At 35.6% G+C, this 20,933-nt stretch carries 16 protein-coding genes; 6 read left to right on the forward strand and 10 right to left on the reverse strand.

All coding sequences use genetic code 11. From position 1 onward, the window contains the following. Positions 1-13: 13 nt before the first annotated feature. The 6 genes from ACECE_RS0207930 to ACECE_RS0207955 form a co-directional block, all read right to left on the reverse strand. Complete coding sequence (locus ACECE_RS0207930) at positions 14-3,109, reverse strand: fucose pyrophosphorylase domain-containing protein (protein ID WP_010246412.1); 3,096 nt, start codon at positions 3,107-3,109, stop codon at positions 14-16. Between the two features lie 52 nt (positions 3,110-3,161). Beyond that, positions 3,162-3,782: an SIS domain-containing protein gene (locus tag ACECE_RS0207935; protein WP_010246414.1), complete on the reverse strand. Its 621-nt coding sequence runs from the start codon at positions 3,780-3,782 to the stop codon at positions 3,162-3,164. A gap of 15 nt (positions 3,783-3,797) precedes the next feature. After that, a complete protein-coding gene (locus ACECE_RS0207940) occupies positions 3,798-4,607 on the reverse strand; it encodes a Cof-type HAD-IIB family hydrolase (RefSeq protein WP_010246416.1) in 810 nt (269 codons plus the stop codon). A gap of 577 nt (positions 4,608-5,184) precedes the next feature. Beyond that, on the reverse strand, positions 5,185-6,393 hold the full coding sequence (locus ACECE_RS0207945) for a protoporphyrinogen/coproporphyrinogen oxidase (RefSeq protein ID WP_010246417.1): 1,209 nt from the start codon (positions 6,391-6,393) through the stop codon (positions 5,185-5,187). Next, positions 6,390-7,487, reverse strand: a complete 1,098-nt coding sequence (locus ACECE_RS0207950) for a glycosyltransferase family 1 protein (protein ID WP_010246419.1) — start codon at positions 7,485-7,487, stop codon at positions 6,390-6,392. Before ACECE_RS0207950 ends, ACECE_RS0207945 begins: the two co-directional genes overlap by 4 nt. Before the next feature lie 25 nt (positions 7,488-7,512). After that, positions 7,513-8,319, reverse strand: a complete 807-nt coding sequence (locus ACECE_RS0207955) for a WecB/TagA/CpsF family glycosyltransferase (RefSeq protein WP_010246422.1) — start codon at positions 8,317-8,319, stop codon at positions 7,513-7,515. A gap of 1,172 nt (positions 8,320-9,491) precedes the next feature. Here ACECE_RS0207955 and ACECE_RS0207960 point away from each other — a divergent pair. Beyond that, positions 9,492-12,281 carry a CIA30 family protein gene (locus ACECE_RS0207960; RefSeq protein ID WP_010246424.1) on the forward strand — a complete coding sequence of 930 codons (2,790 nt, stop codon included), beginning with the start codon at positions 9,492-9,494 and terminating at the stop codon, positions 12,279-12,281. A 513-nt stretch (positions 12,282-12,794) separates the two neighbouring features. On the opposite strand, the gene murI is transcribed toward ACECE_RS0207960, so the two are convergent. The 3 genes from murI to ACECE_RS0207975 all read right to left on the reverse strand — a co-directional run bounded on the left by murI (position 12,795) and on the right by ACECE_RS0207975 (position 15,401). Further along, a complete protein-coding gene (gene murI, locus ACECE_RS0207965; RefSeq protein ID WP_010246426.1) occupies positions 12,795-13,577 on the reverse strand; it encodes a glutamate racemase in 783 nt (260 codons plus the stop codon). A 308-nt stretch (positions 13,578-13,885) separates the two neighbouring features. Continuing rightward, on the reverse strand, positions 13,886-14,803 hold the full coding sequence (locus tag ACECE_RS0207970) for a hypothetical protein (protein ID WP_010246428.1): 918 nt from the start codon (positions 14,801-14,803) through the stop codon (positions 13,886-13,888). Then, positions 14,796-15,401 (reverse strand): RNA polymerase sigma factor, encoded by a 606-nt coding sequence (locus tag ACECE_RS0207975; protein ID WP_010246430.1) that lies wholly within the window; start codon positions 15,399-15,401, stop codon positions 14,796-14,798. The genes ACECE_RS0207970 and ACECE_RS0207975 overlap by 8 nt, the downstream gene beginning before the upstream one ends. Before the next feature lie 410 nt (positions 15,402-15,811). Between ACECE_RS0207975 and ACECE_RS31675 the strand changes: the two genes are divergently transcribed. From ACECE_RS31675 to ACECE_RS0208000, 5 genes are all read left to right on the forward strand, one after another. Beyond that, positions 15,812-16,624 carry a nitroreductase family protein gene (locus ACECE_RS31675; RefSeq protein ID WP_010246432.1) on the forward strand — a complete coding sequence of 271 codons (813 nt, stop codon included), beginning with the start codon at positions 15,812-15,814 and terminating at the stop codon, positions 16,622-16,624. A gap of 266 nt (positions 16,625-16,890) precedes the next feature. Further along, entirely contained in the window at positions 16,891-17,241 is a 351-nt protein-coding gene (locus ACECE_RS0207985; protein ID WP_010246434.1) for a hypothetical protein, read from the forward strand. 41 nt (positions 17,242-17,282) lie between these two features. Beyond that, the gene (locus tag ACECE_RS0207990) at positions 17,283-18,230 is read left to right on the forward strand and encodes a copper amine oxidase N-terminal domain-containing protein (protein ID WP_010246436.1); all 948 of its coding nucleotides are present in this window, start codon (positions 17,283-17,285) and stop codon (positions 18,228-18,230) included. A 182-nt stretch (positions 18,231-18,412) separates the two neighbouring features. Continuing rightward, the gene (locus ACECE_RS26945) at positions 18,413-19,222 is read left to right on the forward strand and encodes a class I SAM-dependent methyltransferase (protein ID WP_010246438.1); all 810 of its coding nucleotides are present in this window, start codon (positions 18,413-18,415) and stop codon (positions 19,220-19,222) included. Between the two features lie 98 nt (positions 19,223-19,320). Beyond that, a complete protein-coding gene (locus ACECE_RS0208000) occupies positions 19,321-19,971 on the forward strand; it encodes a class I SAM-dependent methyltransferase (RefSeq protein WP_010246441.1) in 651 nt (216 codons plus the stop codon). A 175-nt stretch (positions 19,972-20,146) separates the two neighbouring features. Here the strand turns inward: ACECE_RS0208000 and ACECE_RS0208005 are convergent, their stop codons facing one another. Beyond that, positions 20,147-20,902 (reverse strand): MBL fold metallo-hydrolase, encoded by a 756-nt coding sequence (locus tag ACECE_RS0208005; protein ID WP_010246443.1) that lies wholly within the window; start codon positions 20,900-20,902, stop codon positions 20,147-20,149. Positions 20,903-20,933 lie beyond the last annotated feature (31 nt).

Raw genomic sequence — 20,933 nt, forward strand, 5'->3', positions numbered from 1 at the left:
TATATTTCCTCCATTATAATTCGCTGTTATATATCTCTATATCCCATAACGCAACCTGTGTATCCTGGAATACCTCACAAAGACTTGTAGATAAAACCTCTTTCTTATCTGCATCTTTTAAAACTCCTATTAAAAATCCTCCGCCTGCTGCTCCACAAAACATTATTCCTGATAAATATGGCTCACAAACTTTCATGATTAAGTCAATATATGTATTGCTTGAGCCCGCATCAAGTTTTCTGATTTTTTCTCTATGGATATTCATCAGTTCGGAAAATTTATCTATATTCCCCTTTTCCAATTCGAATTTCATTAGAACAGAAAGCCTTTGAATTTCAACAAGTATTTCTAATGCTTCTGGTTCATTAAGTATGTACCTACCCATGATACTTCTTAATATAGACTTTGCAAGTCTTCTCTGACCTGAATAAATAAGTACCAATCTTTGGTTTAATTCATGCAGAGTCTCTTTAGAAACTACAATTTTCTCCGCTGTAATTTTTTGCTTCAAACCAGGCTTAGTCGAGAGCAATTTAATGCCGGGAATGATTCCTCCTGCCTGATCCTGCCATCCTCCACCGGTAGTCATTAGCTGTTCAAGTACAAGCACTTGAGAAAAGACCTGCTGGTCATCATGTTGAAGACCCAAAATCTCTCTTATAGCCATAACAGCAGCAGATGCTAAAATACTACTGGTTCCGAGACCTGATCCCTTTGGTATCCCAAGAACATTTGTTTCCAATAGCAATCCCCCACCTAGCGCATCCATCATGTCCCTAAAGCTTCTTCTGGGCAGTTTTTCTTTTCTTGGAAGAACTCCTGTAACAACGAGGGCTGCTTTATGAAGCGCAAATGGGTCTGATGGGTCGTCATACCTCAAAAGCTTCTCAAATGAATCAAAATCACGGGTAATGCCTAAATCAATACTTGATAAGCGAATAACCGGTTTGTCAATCCTTTCAGCCTTAGCCTTGATTGGCAACTTACCACCAATTGTTACAGCGATATTTAGCACCGTCCCTCCGTTTTCCAAGCTGTAGGGAGGAGTGTCTGACCATTCACCGCCTGTATTCACTCTAACCGGAAGACTAACCACTGCACTATCCTTTACTAATGCTCTGCATCCATCATCTGAAATATCTTCCAACAATGCTGAGCAGATTGCACTATTAATTTCATCAAAGCACAGGTTTTCAAGTTTTTTAGGATCCATTTCTTCATTTTGAAGCTGCTTTACCTTAGAGACTTCAGCTAAAGCACGGTAAACTCTGGTTTTGTACTCCATAGGCCAGCTGCTCTCTAAAGTTCTATTCAGAATCATACTCATTCTTCTGGCTATAGCTTCACCAATTCCCAAGCATCTCATGATATTTCCTACATATGTACCCGAAGTCACTGCATCAATGAAATGAGCTACTGCTGCATTGTCTCCGGAGTTCTGCATAATACTTAATATACCAGGAATATCTGCATATGCGAAACTGCTTTGAAGACTCAGCCTTGGCATTTTTTTCCATCGTTCAGTATTAAATGCTTTTCTTAAGATTACCGAATCCTGCAAAGCTTGAGCCCAAGAAATTGCTTCACACGCGGTCTTGCAAAACGGGTATAGTTTAGCCTCCCATAAACTCAACGCTTCATTTTCCCACAAATCGGCATTCTGAATGTTGTTATCCTTCATCCAATCCAGAAGACCATATCCCATAAGAACTCCGCCACGCCCAGCTTCATTCTTGGGATTATCTTTTGTACCGTAAACTCTTGCTGTAAACCCATTCCTACCTTCATAAGTCACAGGCAGTACTTGCCACACCATTTCGGGACCTACTTTAGCTCCCTTTTCAAGTTCACAACAAGATACAATAGCTCCCGGATCGATTTTGGCTCCTTCATGAATTACACAATTCTCAATATAGCAATTTGCTCCTATCTCTGAAGCTTTTGATACACACGAATTGATTAGCGTAGTTCCATTGATAGCCTTTCCGCTGCTTCCGGTGTTATTATTCCAATTTAAGTGATTTCTTGCTTTACTGGCACCTGTCATTATTTCTCTAAGCTCATATGTAGTACCAAAGTGAATGAATTCTGCAGGAGATAGCCTTTGTACAACCAGTTTGTGATCTTTCATCTTAGACCAGATTACTCTTCTGCATTCATCTCTTTCTACTGTTCTAGGTCCTTCACCAGGCTCAAGCAAGTATCCGTCAAAACTTGCCTGCGCTGTCATTGGAATAACAAAATCGGCATAAAAACTAAGAGCCACCTTGTCATTAACATATGATAAAAATTTAGATTCATCAATACCTGATGAATCATCACAAATCAGGCCTAAAAGCGACAAAACAATTTCTGAAGAAAGCCAGAAAGTCCCAGTATCAATATCAACACTTCCTACTGCGTTCACTGCTCCTTCACTTCTCAACCTTTCGACCGGATACTTATGCAAAAACTTCTGCACCCTGCCTTTTTGATCAACACAAAATACGCCATGATTTGTTCCCTGGTTTGCATAGGCTTTAGTTGACAGTGCTACTGCACCTTCCCTTATGAAATCAGCCTGCATATGGTTAAATAGTATTAGAATATCACCTGCTGCCAATACCATTCCGGATTGCATTCTGGTTGGAAGGCCTGAAAATGCAATCAACAATTCATCGAATAACGTTGAAAGCCTGCCGTCAGGAAGTTCCCTTGGAACAGGTGAAAACAGTTTTCCAATAGCAGAGTACTGCGGAACTCTCTTACTATCACCACCTGAATGAATAAGTAGTATTCTCAGTTTTTCAACTGCATGAACATCCATATTTTCCAGCTTATATATTTCTTTTAAAACATTAAGTGTCGCTCCTCCACTTCCAACCCGTTTGCCATCTGGGTCAGACAATACAATACATTTTGTTTTCTCTGGCAAAACACCATTCTTCTGGCGTTCATCTATTTGAATACGATATGCTTGTGCTTGACGTTCATTAGACGCAGTGATTACAATATAATCCCAACACTCCGCCTCACAATTAATGCTATCAACATATTTATCCCAATTATCCAGATAGCTCTGTTGTATAAAGAGCCTGTTTATATCTTCTACATTATAGGTCTTATTCACCTGATAATTTCCCCCTAAAAATCTTTTATATATACGTGCATTTTTAATACGATCATACTTTTACTTCATCATCTCGTAATATGCCAAGCATTCCGCCTGGGTGCCACTTAACATATTGGCTTGGCGTAAGCCCCTTACTGCACTGCAGCAAAACAGACAATGCCTGAAGTACAATAATTTCAGCCAAAATGGAAGCTCTTGGTGCTCTATTTAACGGACCACCCTCTTCACTGACTCCTGCATATAAGAAGGCATCACTTACCTTAGCTATCCATGAATCTTTTTTCCCGCTAACTCCTATAATATATGCTCCATTATTTTTCACTGTCATAACAGTGCTCTTTAACTCAGCAGTTTCACCGCTATTTGAAATAGCTATTACTACATCTCCAGGAACTACCTGTCCGGCAGAACCGTGAACTGCTTCCGTTCCATGTAAAGTATATGCAGGGGTGCCTGTTGATGATAATAATGAAGAAATATAACCGGAAACATGTCCTGGTTTTCCAATCCCCGTTACATGCACTCTTCCGCCTTTTCTCTCAGAATCCTGAATTATATGTAAAGCATGAAAAAAATCTTCAACTTTCAAGCTTTTACAAAAACCGTTAATTTCTCTACCAATAACCTCAATAAAATCTTCAAAATCACTTTGATAAAAGTTAACACTCATAACTATTTGACCCCTTTAATTACTCTTAATGAAGAGCTGTTCAATCACATGGGCAACTCCACACTCGTCATTTGATAGCGTTATAAAATTTGCTTTCTTTCTTACTTCCAGAGGTGCATTTCCCATTGCAACCCCGACACCTGCCCATTCCAGCATTGGTAAATCGTTGAATCCGTCACCGCATGCAACAACTTCTTCTCGTGATATTCCCAGGCTTTCAGCAACTATTGAAATAGCATCAGCTTTTGAAACTCCCTCAGGATGGATCTCCAAATAATGCGGTTTTGAAAATACAGTTTCAATATGCGCGTCTAAAGCATCTAACTTCTCCTTTAGCGTAACAAGATGACTGTGCTCACCTGCAATTAAAAATTTGTCAACACCTTTTGAGAATTCATACTTTAGTACATTATCCAGATTTCCAACAAATTCTGGCTCAATTCCTAAAAGGCCCATTTCAAACTCCGTTATACTATCCTTAGCTCTTACAGCCCATCTGTCACCACTAAAAACAGTGATGTGATCACACCCAACTGTGGATGCAGTTAAATAGATATTTATGGCACACTCATAAGATATCTTCTTTTGGAATAACACCTCATTTCCTTTAGTTATGTATGACCCTCCAAATGCTACAAGAGGATTTTGGTGTATTCCCAGTTCTTCTACTAACCCACCCATTCCTACCGCCGGTCTGGCAGAGGCAAGTACAACAGGAACACCTTCGTCTGCAATTTGCTTAATCATCTTCCTGTTACTTTCAGGTATTTTAAGTTGACTATCGATCAGTGTTCCATCAACATCAAGACAAATCATTTTGTACATTTTTTTAATCTCCATTTTTAAAATAGTATTAATCACCCATAAGACTCTCAACTGTTAACCAAATAGACAGTGTCAGTATTACGACTCCGTTACCATAACTTACCACACCAAATTTGCATACCTATACCTTACCATAGCTTACGCACTAATAGACTAACCACCTATCCAAGCTATATAAGCACTGCAAATTATTCTATTCGGTTTACATTTTTGAGTAGACATCACCAGTGGACTAACTGCGATGAGACACATATAATGAAGAGTATTAGTTTTTAAAGCTTTTTAATAGTTGAAATAAATCTTTCTATAAGTCTTGGTTATTACCAGAATATTTATTCTTTTCTATTCTCTTGCTTTACTTCTTCCTCAGTACTATATTTCTGCACTCACAAATTGTCCCCTAGCAAAAAATCACATACACTGATATCTTTATATAGTATTCTCTAAATTATGTATTTTCTTGTTTTAATGACACAATAGTAAATAAGCCACACATTTATGCTTTATTTACGTTTAATGTCAATACATTATATCAGGTAATTTCTGTTTATTCAACAAAATTATGCTACTTATTTTATTAAATTCTTTCACTCATCTTCATCGCTAAATCAACAGTTACATCAGAGTTATAATGCTGATGTTCTCCCCAACGACCCAAACCGTATACACCCTGTCCTTCACTCCAGTCAAGCAGTTTCTTCATAATATCCGGCTTTCCAATTGTATTCAGAGGATACGAATACTGGTTCAGATAGTGGTAATTATTTTGCTCCTCTGCCGTAAACATATGGACACGTTCTTTTCTTGTTTCCGTCCAGTAACCCTTACTATTCGGGCAGAAGTTGCGACGAACCATAATTCTATGATATGCCAGGTTTGGATCAGGATAATAAATCCATTGAGCTGTCGTATCAAGATTTTGGCTAAAGTAGCGCATCTCAACAGAACTAAACTTCAATTTACCAATACCTTCCTTGATGTCATCAGGCATTCCTATAATTTCATTAAATTCCATCCATGGAATTGTGGTAACAATAATGTCTGCACTATATTTCCCACCATCTTGGGTAGTTACTGTTTTAGTACTGAAGTTGATACCTTTTACAGACTTGTTGTATTCAATATTGCTACCTAATGCTTTACCCATTCTAAGCCAAAGTTCTCCATAACCATACTTTTTCGGATAATAAAACTTGGCATGTCCAGGCTGAGTGCCATAAGCACGTTTAGTTAGACAACTAAGGAGTGTTTCTTCAAAGCTAACGCTCGGAAGCTTTTCAAGCCAATATGTACCTAGTTCAGTCAGTTCGTTGGCAAACATCTTCTGGTTATATGGGATCATATAATCATGAGCAATTTTACTGCCGAGTTTCCAATATATCCAATCCACAAAAGCTTCAGGCATTGGAGTTCCAGTATTACAACCAGCCACTGCTATAGCTTTAAGATATTCAACCTGATCTTCCAATTTCATCTGCCAAATATTTGCCTCAATCGGGCTGTTGATTGTATTTCCATTTACCACTATACGGCTGTCACGTTCATACCTGTCCCATTCTTCTTCTGGCATAAACTTAAACAAAAATTCGTTAACATGCGGACGAACAACATCAAGAAAGTGCCCACCACCAATATCAAATGGAGAACCATCCACATCGACAGAACGACAAAGTCCACCTGCTTCAGACTCACGTTCAAGGACTAGAAAATCAGTCTCTCCACGCATTTTCAACTTGTTAGCAAATGTAAGTCCGGCAGGACCGGCTCCCAATATTAAATATTTCATTTAGTTTCCTCCAATATCTTTTTATACTTCTGCAATAACTCTCTACAATTTGTCTTTATATCAAAATGAGCGTCTTTAATTTGCTGCTCTACATAGCCTTTCCTTCCACTTCTATCCAGACCGTCCACAGAGTTTATAACTGTCTCCGCCCACTTCGCATCATCCGCTTCCAGTTCAACAAACTTCACGAGATCGGTGATGGCAGTCATAGGTGAAATTGTATTGCTTAAAATGCATGGAAGACCCGCTGCCTGAGCCTCTACAATTCCAAGGGGTAAACCTTCAAACAGTGACGGAAAAACCATAACATCCATTGCCTGGAGCCAGCATTCCACTTCATCACTAAGACCAACAAACAATACATCCAATTTTTTATTTCTCACTTCAGCCTCGATTTCATCTCTTAGCTCACCGGCACCAATTAGAACCAGCTTTGCATCAGACCGAACTTTAGAAACAGCATCAAAAACTGAAATAAGTTTTTTATGATTCTTCTGCTCACTAAACCTGCCTACATGTCCAATGACAAACTTGTTTTCCAGATCATACTTCTTTCTGAACTGTTCTCGTACTTCACTGTTGTATCCAAACTTTTCAAGGTCAATCCCATTTGAAATCACATCAAACGGTTTACCGGAAAAGAGCCATTCCCCAGCTTCCTGACCACAGGCAAAACCATTTGTATAGAGTTTCATAAAAAATGGTCTGAGTAATTTATCCACCTTCACATGGTCGCAAGTCGTATTATGACTATGCGGAATTCTCACTTTTACCCCAGCCAGTTTTGCCGCAAGCATTTCAACAAACATTGTACAGCTGCAGCCATGGACATGAACTATTTGGTATCCATTGTCTTTAATTATTCTGCGCAGTTTCTTAACGTAGCTTATAGGCTTTCTGTTCCTGTATTCAATTACAAAATTACGACCTCCGCTTTTATCAAGTTCCTTTTTAAACTTCTCATTAACGGGATTGATGCTTACAACATCCATCTTAATCTCTTTATGATCCTGGTATATATAATAGTTTGTTGCTACATTTGAAATTCCGTCATACCCGAATATGGTCGGAACTATTACTAAAACTTTCAACATATTTATCCCCCGATGTGCAAAACAGCTATATTCTTCCGGCCGCCTTTTCTTCATTTCTAAACTTTCTATAATAACCAAATATCTTTATATCCTCTACAAAATACCTCTTGTACATTCTCTTTGGATCCTGCAAAAACCTGTGGAACCATTCAAGCCCCATATCGCTCATCCACTTAGGCGCCCTTTTAAAGCTTTCACCGATAAAATCCAAAGCAGCACCCATGGAAAAAGAAACAGGAATCTGATACTTGTCCATATTCTCATAAATAAATATATCTTGCTTTGGAGAGCCCATACCAACATAGAGCTGGTCTGCGCCTGATTCAAGTAACATTGTATTTATCTTATTCATTTCAGCAGCATCTTTTTCAAATCCAAAAGGCGGAGAATATGTACCAACAACCTGCAATCCAGGGTAAGCCCTTTCCAAATTTAGAGCAGCCTGAGCAGCTACTCCAGGTCCAGCACCTAAAAGAAATATTTTATGTCCTTTCCTGGCAGCCTGCTCACATAATAAGAGCATAAGATCCGGACCCGAAACCTTTTCAACAATTTCTCTTTTTAAACGTTTTGCCATCCACAAAATAGGTTTACCATCAGTAAACACAAGTTCAGCTTCCCTGAATATCTTTTTAGAATACTCATTCTCAATAACACGAAGTGCCTGATCTACATTAACACCAACAATCTGGCAAGGTGTCCGTCTTTCAACACACATGTCCACATGTGCAATAATCTCCTGGGCAGTCATATTATTAATCTGTATACCTAATAGATTTACAATCTTTTTATTATCTACTTTTTTTAATTCTTTCAACTCACTATTACTCATTTCAAAATCCTTTCGAATATACTTATATATTTTTACAAAAGCTCATGAGGTAGCCTTTTAAGCATAAAATATCCATACGTTACATTGATATATCAAGAACATTTCTAAGACACATCAAGAACATTTTAAAATAATACTATAGGAAATTAACTAATTGAGAAAATTAGGTTCAGCCATTTAGACATGCTAAGGAATAGCTGATATATTATTTCGAATTTTTCATTTAGCTTATCATTCCGCTTCACTTCATTGCTTGTCTATTCATCTGATAAATATCCGTGTCATCATCTTAACAAAATTTTATTTATTGATAACTTCCCTCCCCAAACCTAGCTGCTAAACCTATATTACAAAATTTGCACAATTTTGTCAATTTATTTGTTAGGTATATTTGCTAAATTTTTATTAATTTTTTATTAATTTTGATCAACTCTTAATATTTTTTCACCACAATCCCTCCTTTACTTATATTTCTTCCTCTCCTAATACCTAGTTAATCATTGCCTATAAGCCCGTTCAATGTAAAATATGGATCTTTTAATTTTATTCACCTAAAATTCTTCTTCCAGTTGAATTTTTACATTTATTGTGGTATATTTTTAGTTGCACATGAGGTATTTTGGAATAAAATAGCATATAGTAAATGAATATTTCTAAATTCTAATCCTTCACAAAACTCTTCTCTGTACTATACACTTTATTGAAATATGCTTTCCTTATTTGCGTTAATATTTCAGGAAAACTTATTTCATGTCACTGCATTAATATCATTTTGTAGAAAGCAAACTGAGAAGATGTACTATGATGGTCAAGCTTGTTAAGATACTAAAAGTCAAGAATATGAATTTTTTACGAGTTTTTTATGAGTTTAGTATAACTCTAGAATTATAAAGCTTTTTAACTAACTTAAAACAAAATTTAAAAAAGGGGAGATTAAATCTAGCAAATATGTACACAAACAGAAATAAGTTATAAGCTAAACAAGCTGTTCTCTTTATTCTTTTGAAGAAGTGATGAGCTTCGTTAAGGTTGAGATATCCATTTAATACTTACCTTATCATACTTTTTAAATTACCTTCTTGGAAGAGAACACTAAATGTGGTGAAAGTCGCACACCATTTTTAATTATTATTTGTGTCGCCTGCGACAGCGGCGGAATGGAGAATTATTTTATGAAAATGCGTTTGGGTTCAAATTTTAAAAGGGTTTTGGCGGTAGTATTCTGCATCGCTGTATTTTTTCTATGCTATCATGGGATTTACGGAAACTTTATATATAATGAAAAAACTGCAGCAACAGATTTGACCTCGAATACAGTAGTTCCTTCGTCAACACCTTTAGCAACACCAACATGCAGAGTACTTGTGATTGATGATTCTGAAAACAACTCCGAATGGTATAGCTTTAATGGAAGTGGAGCTTCTGTTACTAAGGAAATCGTCGATAACGGCAGCAATAAAAGCCTGAAGATAACCTTCACCAACAGTTCCGGAAGTTACTGGGGAGTAAATAAAAATATAAGCTCTGACTGGAAACAATGGGCTTCTATTTCTTTCAAACTCAAGTCTATATCAAAATCCAAACTTAAATTTAAAGTTGTAGAACTTGGAAAAGATGGAAGTAGCGAAGGTGAATCCTGGGTTTACAGTTTTGATACTAAAGACTCTTGGGAAACAATAGAAATCCCATTTTCCTTCTTTATAAAGGACCCTTATTATCAGCCTGTAGGACAAGACAACAACAACACTTTAGACCTTGGAAAGATCCGTAGTATAAATATTGAAAACGGAGACTTCAGTGTAGGAAGCTTTGAATTGGATGATCTTACATTAAAAAGTATAACAACTGTTACACCGGTTCCTACGCCAACGCCAGTTTCCACACCAACGCCGGTTCCTACAGCAACACCGATTCCTACAGCAACACCGGTTCCTTCACCTACAATAGATCCCAATACCCTTATGAGTATTTCAGGCTATGTATCGCTGAATGTTAACTCTGAAATTAAAGAACTAAACTCAGGAATTACTGTGAAGCTTGAAAATACAGGATACTCTTCAACTACTGATTCCAATGGTTATTTTATTATGAATAATGTACCGAAGAGCATAATCAATTATAACCTTTGTTTTTCAAAACACGGAATTCTTGAGCGTAAAATAAATATACCTGCATATAAAGACCAGGTAATTGGAACAGCAGATGAACCAATACTTCTATGGGCAGGTGACATGCCTGAGGATGGAAAAACTGATGGCGTTATCAATATGGTCGATGTAGTTCAAATTGCAAAAGTTTTGAATGCAACTGCTGGAAGTGATAAATACAAGTCTTATATGGATATAAACTTAGATAAAGCTATAAATATAGAAGATATTATGATTTTAGCTAAAAGGTTTAATCGCAACACAGGCGACTATGAAGAATATAAGAACGATGTAAACGTCTTTGCATTTTCACAGGGTCCTACATATGCTAAAGATCCTCAGGTTCTCTCACTTAAGCCTGATATGGTAATTCGCGGTTGGCAAAAATGGAAGACTACAGGAACAGTACCTACTGATTATAACTTCAAATATGTTAATGAATGTCATAAAAATGGTACTCTGTTCATTGGCGGTGCAACTGCTTCAGTACTGTATAAGGATGAAGCGTCTTCAAATGAGCAGTTTCTTGATTGGGCTACAAGGGATTCAGAAAACAAATTGGTGCTCCATGATGATACTTTCTATAGAGCATCAATGGCAAATCCTTCTTATAGGCAATATTTGATTAACATAGGAAAGATGCAGATAGACGGCGGAGTAGATGGACTTTTCTTTGATGAAGCTGATGGAGCCTATAGAGGTCCTGGTTGGGACTTGAACGAGGGTTATGATGACTATTTCTGCAAGGACTTTAATAAGTACTTGATGGAGAAATATCCTGACTACACAAAAGAAGATTGGATAAACAAATTTGGAATGGCTGAAGATAATGTTATAAAAAAGGATGTTCCCTATGATGACTTGAATAATAATTTCAATTATCGTAAGTACCTTGCTGCTAATAAATGGACCCAATCACCTTTTAACTCGTTAAATCCTTTGGCAAATGAATGGGGAAAACAAACTCAAAACCGCCCCCAAATAGGAGATGAAAATTTTACTGCAAAATATATGATGTTATACTGGCACGAAATAGTGGATACTTTGAAAACCTATGCAAAAACCAAATACAATAAGGATATATATATAACCTCCAATGGTATATACCCATATGTAGATTTTCAGAGTATAGGGCTATATACTGGAAATGACGATGATAATGGTAAAGAAGTGAATTACGTACCGACATTAGCTGGGGAACTTAATGGTAGAGCCTCTCTTATTCCTTATTACCTCGACCTAAAACAAAAAAGCGAAAAAGTTGCCGGTGATGTTCCTGTTGTATTATTTTTGGATTGGCCTTGTAAAATGATGGATAGTTATTATGCCTTATCCTCAGAAGACAAAATAGACTTTTGGAGGATTTATGGAGCAGAGAGCTATGCCTGTGGAACTCCAATGTCTTTCCACCTTAAAACAACCATATCTACTGAACCTACGGCTTTGACATCCGGAATCTTAAACTTCCTAACTGACTATTCCGGATTCTATAAGAAAAATGCCAGCTTATACACAGGATTCAAGCCAATAAAAACAAATGCAGAGATATCGTTACCTGGCATAAGCTCAGTAGTTACCGAAAATAAAAAAGAAGAACAAACATGTATACATTTGATAAATCATAATTATGTAGATATAATGCTTCCTCAAAACAACTTTGAAGTAGTAATACCTTTTGAACAAGAACCAGAAAAAGTAGAAATGTTTTCACCGGACTTATCACAGAGTAGTATTCCATATTATACCTATAGTAACGGCCAACTCAAAATAAAAGTTGATTCCCTTGAATACTACAATATAATAAAGATTCAATAAAAATAGTAACTGCACTTTGTTTAACATAGGGTCAAGCGCTTCATTCTCTGAATTGCTTGACCCTATGTTTTTTACTTAACAATATGATTTTCCTGCCTACATCAATTCATCGAAGTCGTACTTGGCAAATGATATATGAAAGCCATGTGCAATTCAGAATGTCCCGCAAATAGCACTTCATGGCACGTATTGTATAGATTGTTGATATTTGTATCCCTCCATGTTAAAATTTTCTTATGCCCAAAGGATACCATCATTCATAAGAGCAAATTCATGATCATAAGTAACAGAAATATCTATTGCAACTTTTATTTCATTTAACTCATTTTCATTACTCCAAACAGTGCCCTCATATTTAACTTTTATAAGTTCACCATATTTAAAGCTATTTGGTACAACAAATTATATATTATTAGACTCTTCAATTATCCTAGGGTTATAACTTCCTCCACCCATGTATAAAAGTTTCCAACCATATATTCCGTCTTAATATCAGAATTTTGAAAATTAATTTTATTCGTTGATGGTATCCAATCTTTTGAATAGTCTGTTGTATTTATCTAATCCAGCTTTATCCTGAATTTTAAATCCTGAATTATAGAAAGTAATGCTACCATTACCTTCATTTAAGGAATTCATTTCTTTCAAAATTCTTTTTAGATTATTTGCAGTACCTATATTTCCATCTATCACTTTAATATGTGATAGAGCTAGTTTTCTAAACATATCTTTAAAGTAAGAAAAATGAGTACATCCTAAAACAATAGTTTCATAATTATTAAAATCATATTTTGATAACTGTTCCTTAAGATAAGGCAATACTATTTCCTCATTAAATTCAAGTTTTTCCGAAAATTGAACTAATCCCGGAAGAGGTAATAAGTCAACAACATGTTCGTTATCTAATTTTGCGATAAGGTTATGAAGCTTTTCTTCCTTTAGAGTCAATGCTGTAGCAGTTACCAGAACTCGTTTATTGGCATCTCTATCTTTCTCAACAGCAGGTTTTATGGCAGGTTCCATACCAACAATGGGAATACTATATTTATTCCTTAACTCTTCAATTGCCACACTTGTAGCAGTATTACAAGCAATAACTACTGCCTTAACTTCCTGTTTGATGATAAAATCTATAGCACTAAAAATATACTTTTTAACTTCATCTTTGGGTTTTGGTCCATATGGAACATTTAATGTATCTGCATAATATATATAATCTTCATTAGGCAATACTTTTAATGTATCATACAATACAGTAATGCCTCCGATACCTGAATCAAAAAAGCCTATCTTCATTTCTTCTATTCCTCCAATTACTAAAATCTATATATCATTTTTAACATGTATGAAATTTTATTTCACAATAATGTATAGATTTATTGCTTAGCATAATAATACAACTATGCAATGACTATCTTTTGTTAATGCTTTCATTATTTAATATTTTTGTATAGGTGTCAACTCAAAGTCTCAGCACTTTAAAAGATACACAATTGATAGAGTTGAAAGTAAACGTAACAAAAATTCCCGGCTAATTGCCGAGAATTTTCGTTATAGTTTTTGCGACCTGCAGGTGTAAACTTAGTTCACATCCCTTTCAATCGCTAATTCATCTTCTCAATTACAGTTGCTGCGGCCGACTCTAGTTCTTCCTCAGACAGATCACCGTTGAAATCATATATTGTGTAATATGCATCATTCTGCTTCCACTTTATCGTATGCAAAACAGTGATTTCAGGCTTTTGAGTCCTATCTTCATCTCCATTGCCAGGACCGTCAATCTCCTTTATAGGATATCTTACGCCGGGGTACTCCGCATATGTTGCTGTTATATCTCCGAAGGAAAGACTCTTCTTATTATCTCCTTCAATATGCTCCCGACTGGAGTTCAAAGCAAAAGGAAAATCCATGTAGGCTATCTCAAGGACAATCTGCGATTTCTCTTTGCAATAAAACGAAGACACTGTCTCATTGAACTTATCATACAATTCTTTCGTCATACCATCTTTAGAAGATACCATAATCATCGAGTCTGATTTTAAATCATAGCATCCGAGCGCCTGATGATCAAGAGTATAACCTCCGGCCAGATTCTCCGGTATTTTTGATATAAGGTCCTTACCGACAGCTTTTTTAACTCCTTCATAAGCATTATTATCTTCCTTTTGTGGTTCCCGGTAAGGAACTTTAATTGCCACATACTTTCCATCTTTCCCTTTTATGACATCATAAACCATAGACTTAATTTTTTCTATACTTTCTTTGCTAGCAGCCCTTACCGGCTGAACAAATGTATACGAAACAGTCAGCACAAGAACCATAGAACAGCACACCGCCGCAACTTTACCAAAGCGTGTTCCGAGAATGTTTTTTATTCTGTTCATATCTATTTTATCCCTTCCTTTCTGTGAAATTAGCCTGCTTTTCACCTCAGATGTCAAACATGGATCTAATTCGATCTTGTTTTCACCTTCGGATAGAGCTTTTTTAATCAAATAATCAAAATCTTTACTGTTATTCATTAGCTGTACACTCCTTTCCGGTGCAGCCGGTATAACCGGACATACGGATATGTTCATCAGAAAATTCCTTTTTCAGTTCTTTTTCAAGGACCTTTTTTGCATAATGCAGCCTAGATTTTACCGTGCCCTGGAAACAACCCATGACCTGAGCAATCTCCCTGATAGTAAAATCATTGTAATAGTACAATACAACGGTTGAACGCATTGAAGGTTTGAGACTGTTAATAGCTTTCCTTATAACGCTGCTTGTATGGTCACATTCAATTTTTTCAAGAACATTCTCATCGCTCTCCAGATCATACAATGCTTCTGCTTCAAAACTTACCGCCGGCCTTTTTCTTTCCATGGACACCATGCGCCAGCAAGTCCTTAAAAGTATACTGTTAAACCACACCGGAAACAGTTCCGGCTTCTGTAATTTTTTTATATTACGGAAACACTGGAAGAAAGCTTCTTGAACAATATCTTCTGCTATATTCATTTTTCCAGTCAGCTGATAAACTGTCCATAAAGCCTTTTTACCGGCAACCCTGTACAATTCATCATAAGCAGCCTGATCTTCCTGCTGGCAGAGTTTAATAATTTCCGCGTCAATCATTCCTTTGTCTTCCTCCTTTAAAAGGTGCACCTTTCATATATATAAGTGTATTGCATATTTAAATTTGTTCAAAATATTTTTTGAAATTATCTTTTATTTATTATAACCTAAACATTGGCAGTAACGTAAGCGTTTCAGGTAGGATATAAACATAGAGAATAGACAAAAACTGTGAATCAGCACAGGCTTATTTAGTATACCCATTTTACAGTACAGGGTAATATTAAAAGTTGAAATCTACTGATTGAGAAAGGAAATGGAATAAAAGAGATTGCCAACCAGATATCAGTAAGCTAAAATTGTATTATGGTGGTAAATCGAATGAAATTTGGAGTAAGGAAAGTGATATTGAATCTCCATAGGTAAGTAATTGTATATATTTTATTTTTACAAACAAGAGGTAAATTAGTATGGATTGCATAGTTGATATTAAAAAAGAAGGAAATAAAGTGGTAGCATCACTACCTTTTGATGCAAGGGCTGAATTTAATATTCCTAAAGGTTCTATATATGTTAAATGTGTTCTTGAAAACATTCAATTCAAATCTAAATTAATGTCAAGAGGCAATGGGAGATATTGTATTTTCTTTAGTAAACAGCTCCTTAAGGATATTGGGATTGATGGAAATGAGAAATTGAATGTTCATTTGAAAATTGAGCCTGACACGCCAACATTATTACCAGAGTTTACAGAAATGCCTGAATTGATAAATAATGAGGTATTGAAAGCTATTTCTCAACGAGCAAGCATACGTAGATTTAGCGAAAAGGATATAAACCATGTTCAGATGAATACTATTTTGAACGCAGGCCTTTGTGCTCCATCGGCGACAAATAAAAGACCATTTCATTTTGTCGTAGTCAAAGACAAGGAAAAAATGTTTAGCATAATTGGTTACAATCCTTATGTCAAAATGCTTAAGGGTGCACAAGCATGCATTATTGTATGTGGTGATAAAGTTGTTCAAGGTATACCTGAATGGTTGTTAGCTGATTGCTCAGCGGCTACTCAAAATATACTTCTTGCTATCCATTCAATCGGGCTTGGAGGCGTTTGGTGCGGGATTAAACAGGGGTCAGATTTTTACAAAGGTATAGTAAAGGAGTTTGGGTTACCAAATAATATACGACCAGTATCCTTAGTTGCTTTTGGATACCCAGGTGAGGAAAAAACACAATCTTGTAGGTTTGAAAATAGCAAAATTCATTTTGAAACTTGGTAAGATTATATTTATATGGGATATGCAACAATGACTAATAGGTCACCTGCTCACACCCCTTCACTAAGATAGGATTTATCTAAAGTTCACGGACCCACTATACCAATGGATTACTTTTGTAAAATTAAAGATGGAAAAGTTGTGCTTAGCGCAATACAATCTTGTCATTGACATGAAGGAAAAAATTTTGGATCTAGTGATGCTTTGAAGTTATACATAGATAAAACTTTGGAAATTCAATCCATTCTTATATTTGAGAGGAGGGTGTTATGAAAAAGAAGTTTTTATTGTTTTTGGTTTCTTTTTTATGTATTAGTTTGATATGCTGGCTCAACAAATATCAGGTATTCAAATTTTATGCTAATTTATACCCTGTTGAACAAAATGTAAGAGTAGTAAATTTTGCTATTGGCAAGTATTACTATGTAAATTTAGATGATGTCAACAATGGGTATGAAACATTTAATAAATATATGGAAAGCAAAGGCTGGAAACAGCTAGTTGAAGAGCGTGCCGGGGCATTGTATATTTATGAAAAGGATGGAGTTAGAAAAAATGTTGCCAACATTTCAACTAATGCTCATTTTTTGCTGTTTGATATGGATGAATCAAAAAGTTAGTATAAACTAGTTTTATTCTATTTAGATAGGAGATTGTTTTTATGCAAAAAAAGGTGGCGTTTTTTTTATCTGGAGTACTCATAGGCTCCTTACTGTTTGGAAGTGTGAGTGTTAATGCAGAGCAATGGAAAGCAGCAACAGCTACATTTAAAGTTTATGTGAATGGAGAAGTGTTTAAGCCTAGTGATATACCTGTACTAGTTGTTGAAGGAAGAACTATGCTTCCGTTAAAAGCTATTGGTGATGCTTTAGATTTACCTGTAAAATGGGATAGTGAAAATAAAAGAGTTTTAGTTGGTGGAAAGCTAGAAGAAAATCCTGCGACAGGAGATGCTGGAACAGGAAATATTGGAATAGCGGACAATAAAATCTATAGCGCGACAACGGCTACATTTAAAGTTTATGTAAATGGAGAAGAATTTAAGCCAGATAATGTGCCTGTACTGGTCGTTGAAGGAAGAACTATGCTCCCGCTAAAAGCTATAGGTGATGCTTTGGGTGTACCTGTAAAGTGGGATAGTGAAAATAAAAGGGTTTTAGTGGGAGAAACAGTACCGGAAGAAAATAATGAGGGTACGGAAGTTATCATGTATGATGCAACAGGAAAAGAGATTGCGCGTTGGAAAGTTGTAGAACAGGAGATATCGAATGTTATAGTTGATGGTAATCTAAAGATTACTATATTAAATGAGACAACCAATGGAACAGAATCTATTAGGAGCTTTGAAATTGAGGCTGAGAATACAAGCAGAAGTAAATCGGTAGAATTTTCTTTGTACGAATTTGGTAGTAATATTGGAATGGTATGCTACTACGACTCTGATGATGTGTCACATCCTAATTTCCATTTGTTAGAGCCTTCTTCCTCTTTAAGAACGACTTTGAATATTACAAATGCTTCGAACTATAATTGCACACGAATTTCTTACAATGATATTAGCATAAAGGTAGATGTAAAGACAAAAACTGACTCCCAAATCAGTGGTTAAATATAATAACTCAACTTCCCTAGCTTAAATCTTTCTTTACAGTTTGTTTAGATATAGTTATATGGGGAGTTGTGAAATGGATACAATTGGGCGGTTGAATTGTATAAGACCTTTCGAGGACGTCTGAGACACCCAGTTCTTATAGAATACTGGATATTATTTATATAATCGGAGGTAATAGCATGAATGATAATAATATGTTTGAAAGCAATAGAGCCGCTTGGAATGAAGCATTAGAATACCATCAAAAAGCAAGAAATAACTCCTTGAAGATTGGTTTTAATGATTCTAATTTTACAGTATTCAACGGAGAGTACGATAATATTGTAATAAACAAATTGAATCAAATTGATTTGAGCGGTAAAACTATATCGCAAATGCAGTGCAATAACGGCAGAGAACTGTTGTCGCTCATGAAGCTTGGCGCAAAAGAAGCTATAGGGTTTGATATTTCAGATACCGCCATATCTGAAGCCAAGCAACTTGCCGAAATTGCAAAACTAAACGTAAAATTCATAAGGTCGAACATATTGGAGATTGACGATCAATACAACGATTGTTTTGACTTTATATACATTTCAGAGGGATCGCTACAATGGTTTCCCGATTTGAATGATTATTTTAGCGTGTTATCAAGACTGCTTAAAAAAGATGGACAAATATTTATTTCTGAGATACATCCATTTTTTTATATCTTTGGGAACGGATTCGATTTTAAAAAACAGAATTTTGATAGTATAACCTCTTATTTCAAGAAAGGGCCTTACAATTACTCAACAGGAATTGATTATGTTGGTGGGGTGAAGTATGAATCAAGCGAGTGCTTTTGGTTTATGCACAAAATATCCGATATTATAAACGCTATAATTCAAACTGGTATCGAAATACAAGAATTTGATGAATACACTCTTGGAAATTCAGATAACGAAACATCGAAATTGCTTAATAACGCTTTTCCACGTAGTTACATCCTTATTGGAAAAAAGAAATAACCTCGTAGAATAAGCAATCTCCGACATATCCTGTTTTCCCCTTCTATTTAAATCGATGGAAGATTCATTTATAAAGTTAATTACAAGGAGATAATATAATGCCAATAGAACAAATGAGTAATTTTTTTAGTGCTCGAGTTGATGTATATGATGAACATATGCTTAATAGTGTAAGAGGATGTAAAGAGGGCTATATAAAGATGGCAGAATTGTTGCCACATGATGTAAATAATATATTAGATTTAGGTTGTGGTACTGGATTAGAGCTTGATGAGATATTTAAAACAAAGCCTTTAATTCATGTTACAGGTATAGATTTAACACAAGCAATGCTTGATAAACTGAAACAAAAACACCCTGAGAAAAACTTGACGTTGATAAATGAAAGTTATTTTGATTATGATTTTGGAATTGAAAAATATGATGCTGCTATTTCTTTTCAAACTATGCATCATTTTTCACATAATGATAAGATTAAGCTGTATTCAAAAATTTACTCTGCCTTAAAAATTGGGGGACAATATATTGAATGTGATTATATGGTTATAAATCAAGCAGATGAAGATTTATACTATAATGAAAATCAAAGAATACGAAAAGAACAAGGAATTAAACACGGAGAGTTTTATCATTATGATACTCCATGTACTATTGACAATCAAATTATGCTGATGTCAAAGGCGGGGTTTATTAAAAGTGAGATGATTTGGAGAGTAGAAAATACTACAATAATAGTTGCTCAAAAGTAACACTATGAATAGCCGGCATCGTATCTAAGTAAAGGGCAGTCTTATGGTGCATTCTGCCCAAATCGATTTATCGACTTCTTAGATACTAACCATTCTCGGAAATCCGGTGCAAAAGCCCTGTCCAAGCGAAATATTGTAATGACTTAGGAATAATTTCGGATTTTTCACATTTTATTTATATAAAGGACATGCATTCACCCTCTTCAGGTATAAATATTTGTCCATTTAAACTATGTTTTGTTTTAAAATTGCGAAGATCTTCTTTTGATAATCTGCAGTGATTCCAAGCATCCATGTGTACAGCAACAACTTTAGCCTCAGGTGTTTTTTTGCATATGGAAAGGATATCTTCTGCATCCATTGTAATGGCCTTACCCCGTGCAAATCTCGCCTCTCCGCAATTACTAACTATAATTTCCGGGTGATATTTTTCTATAGTCTTTTTAGTATGTGAACACCATATAGTATCTCCCGTTAAATAAACAACTGGTTCAGAAGGTGCTGAAATTACGAAACCTGATACAGGAGCCATTTTTAAAGCAGTAATAAAATGGCCGTGTTTTCCTTTTGTTCGGTTAATTTTGATATTTCTCCATTCGAAGTTATCTTTTACAGGTATAACATTGGTAAATCCAAACTTCTTTATTTTTACTTCATCTTTCGGTTGACAGAAAAGGGTTATGTTTTTTGGAAGAAATTTTATGGCTGCATCATCAAAGTGATCTCTATGCGTATGTGTAACAAATACTGCATCACAATCAACAATTGAATCCATGCTGACAGGCAGGTCTTTCAGTGGATTATCCTTCTTATTGGGAACATTTATTACGGCTGATATTGTATTCTTAGGACTCAGTACAGGATCAACCAAAATTTTTACATTATTATAGTAGATTATCATTGTAGCATGGCGTATAAAATGAATCTTCATTGTTCTTAACTCCTTTTTATTGTGGTATATT

It is taken from the genome of Acetivibrio cellulolyticus CD2 (assembly GCF_000179595.2).
Lineage (GTDB): Bacteria > Bacillota > Clostridia > Acetivibrionales > Acetivibrionaceae > Acetivibrio > Acetivibrio cellulolyticus.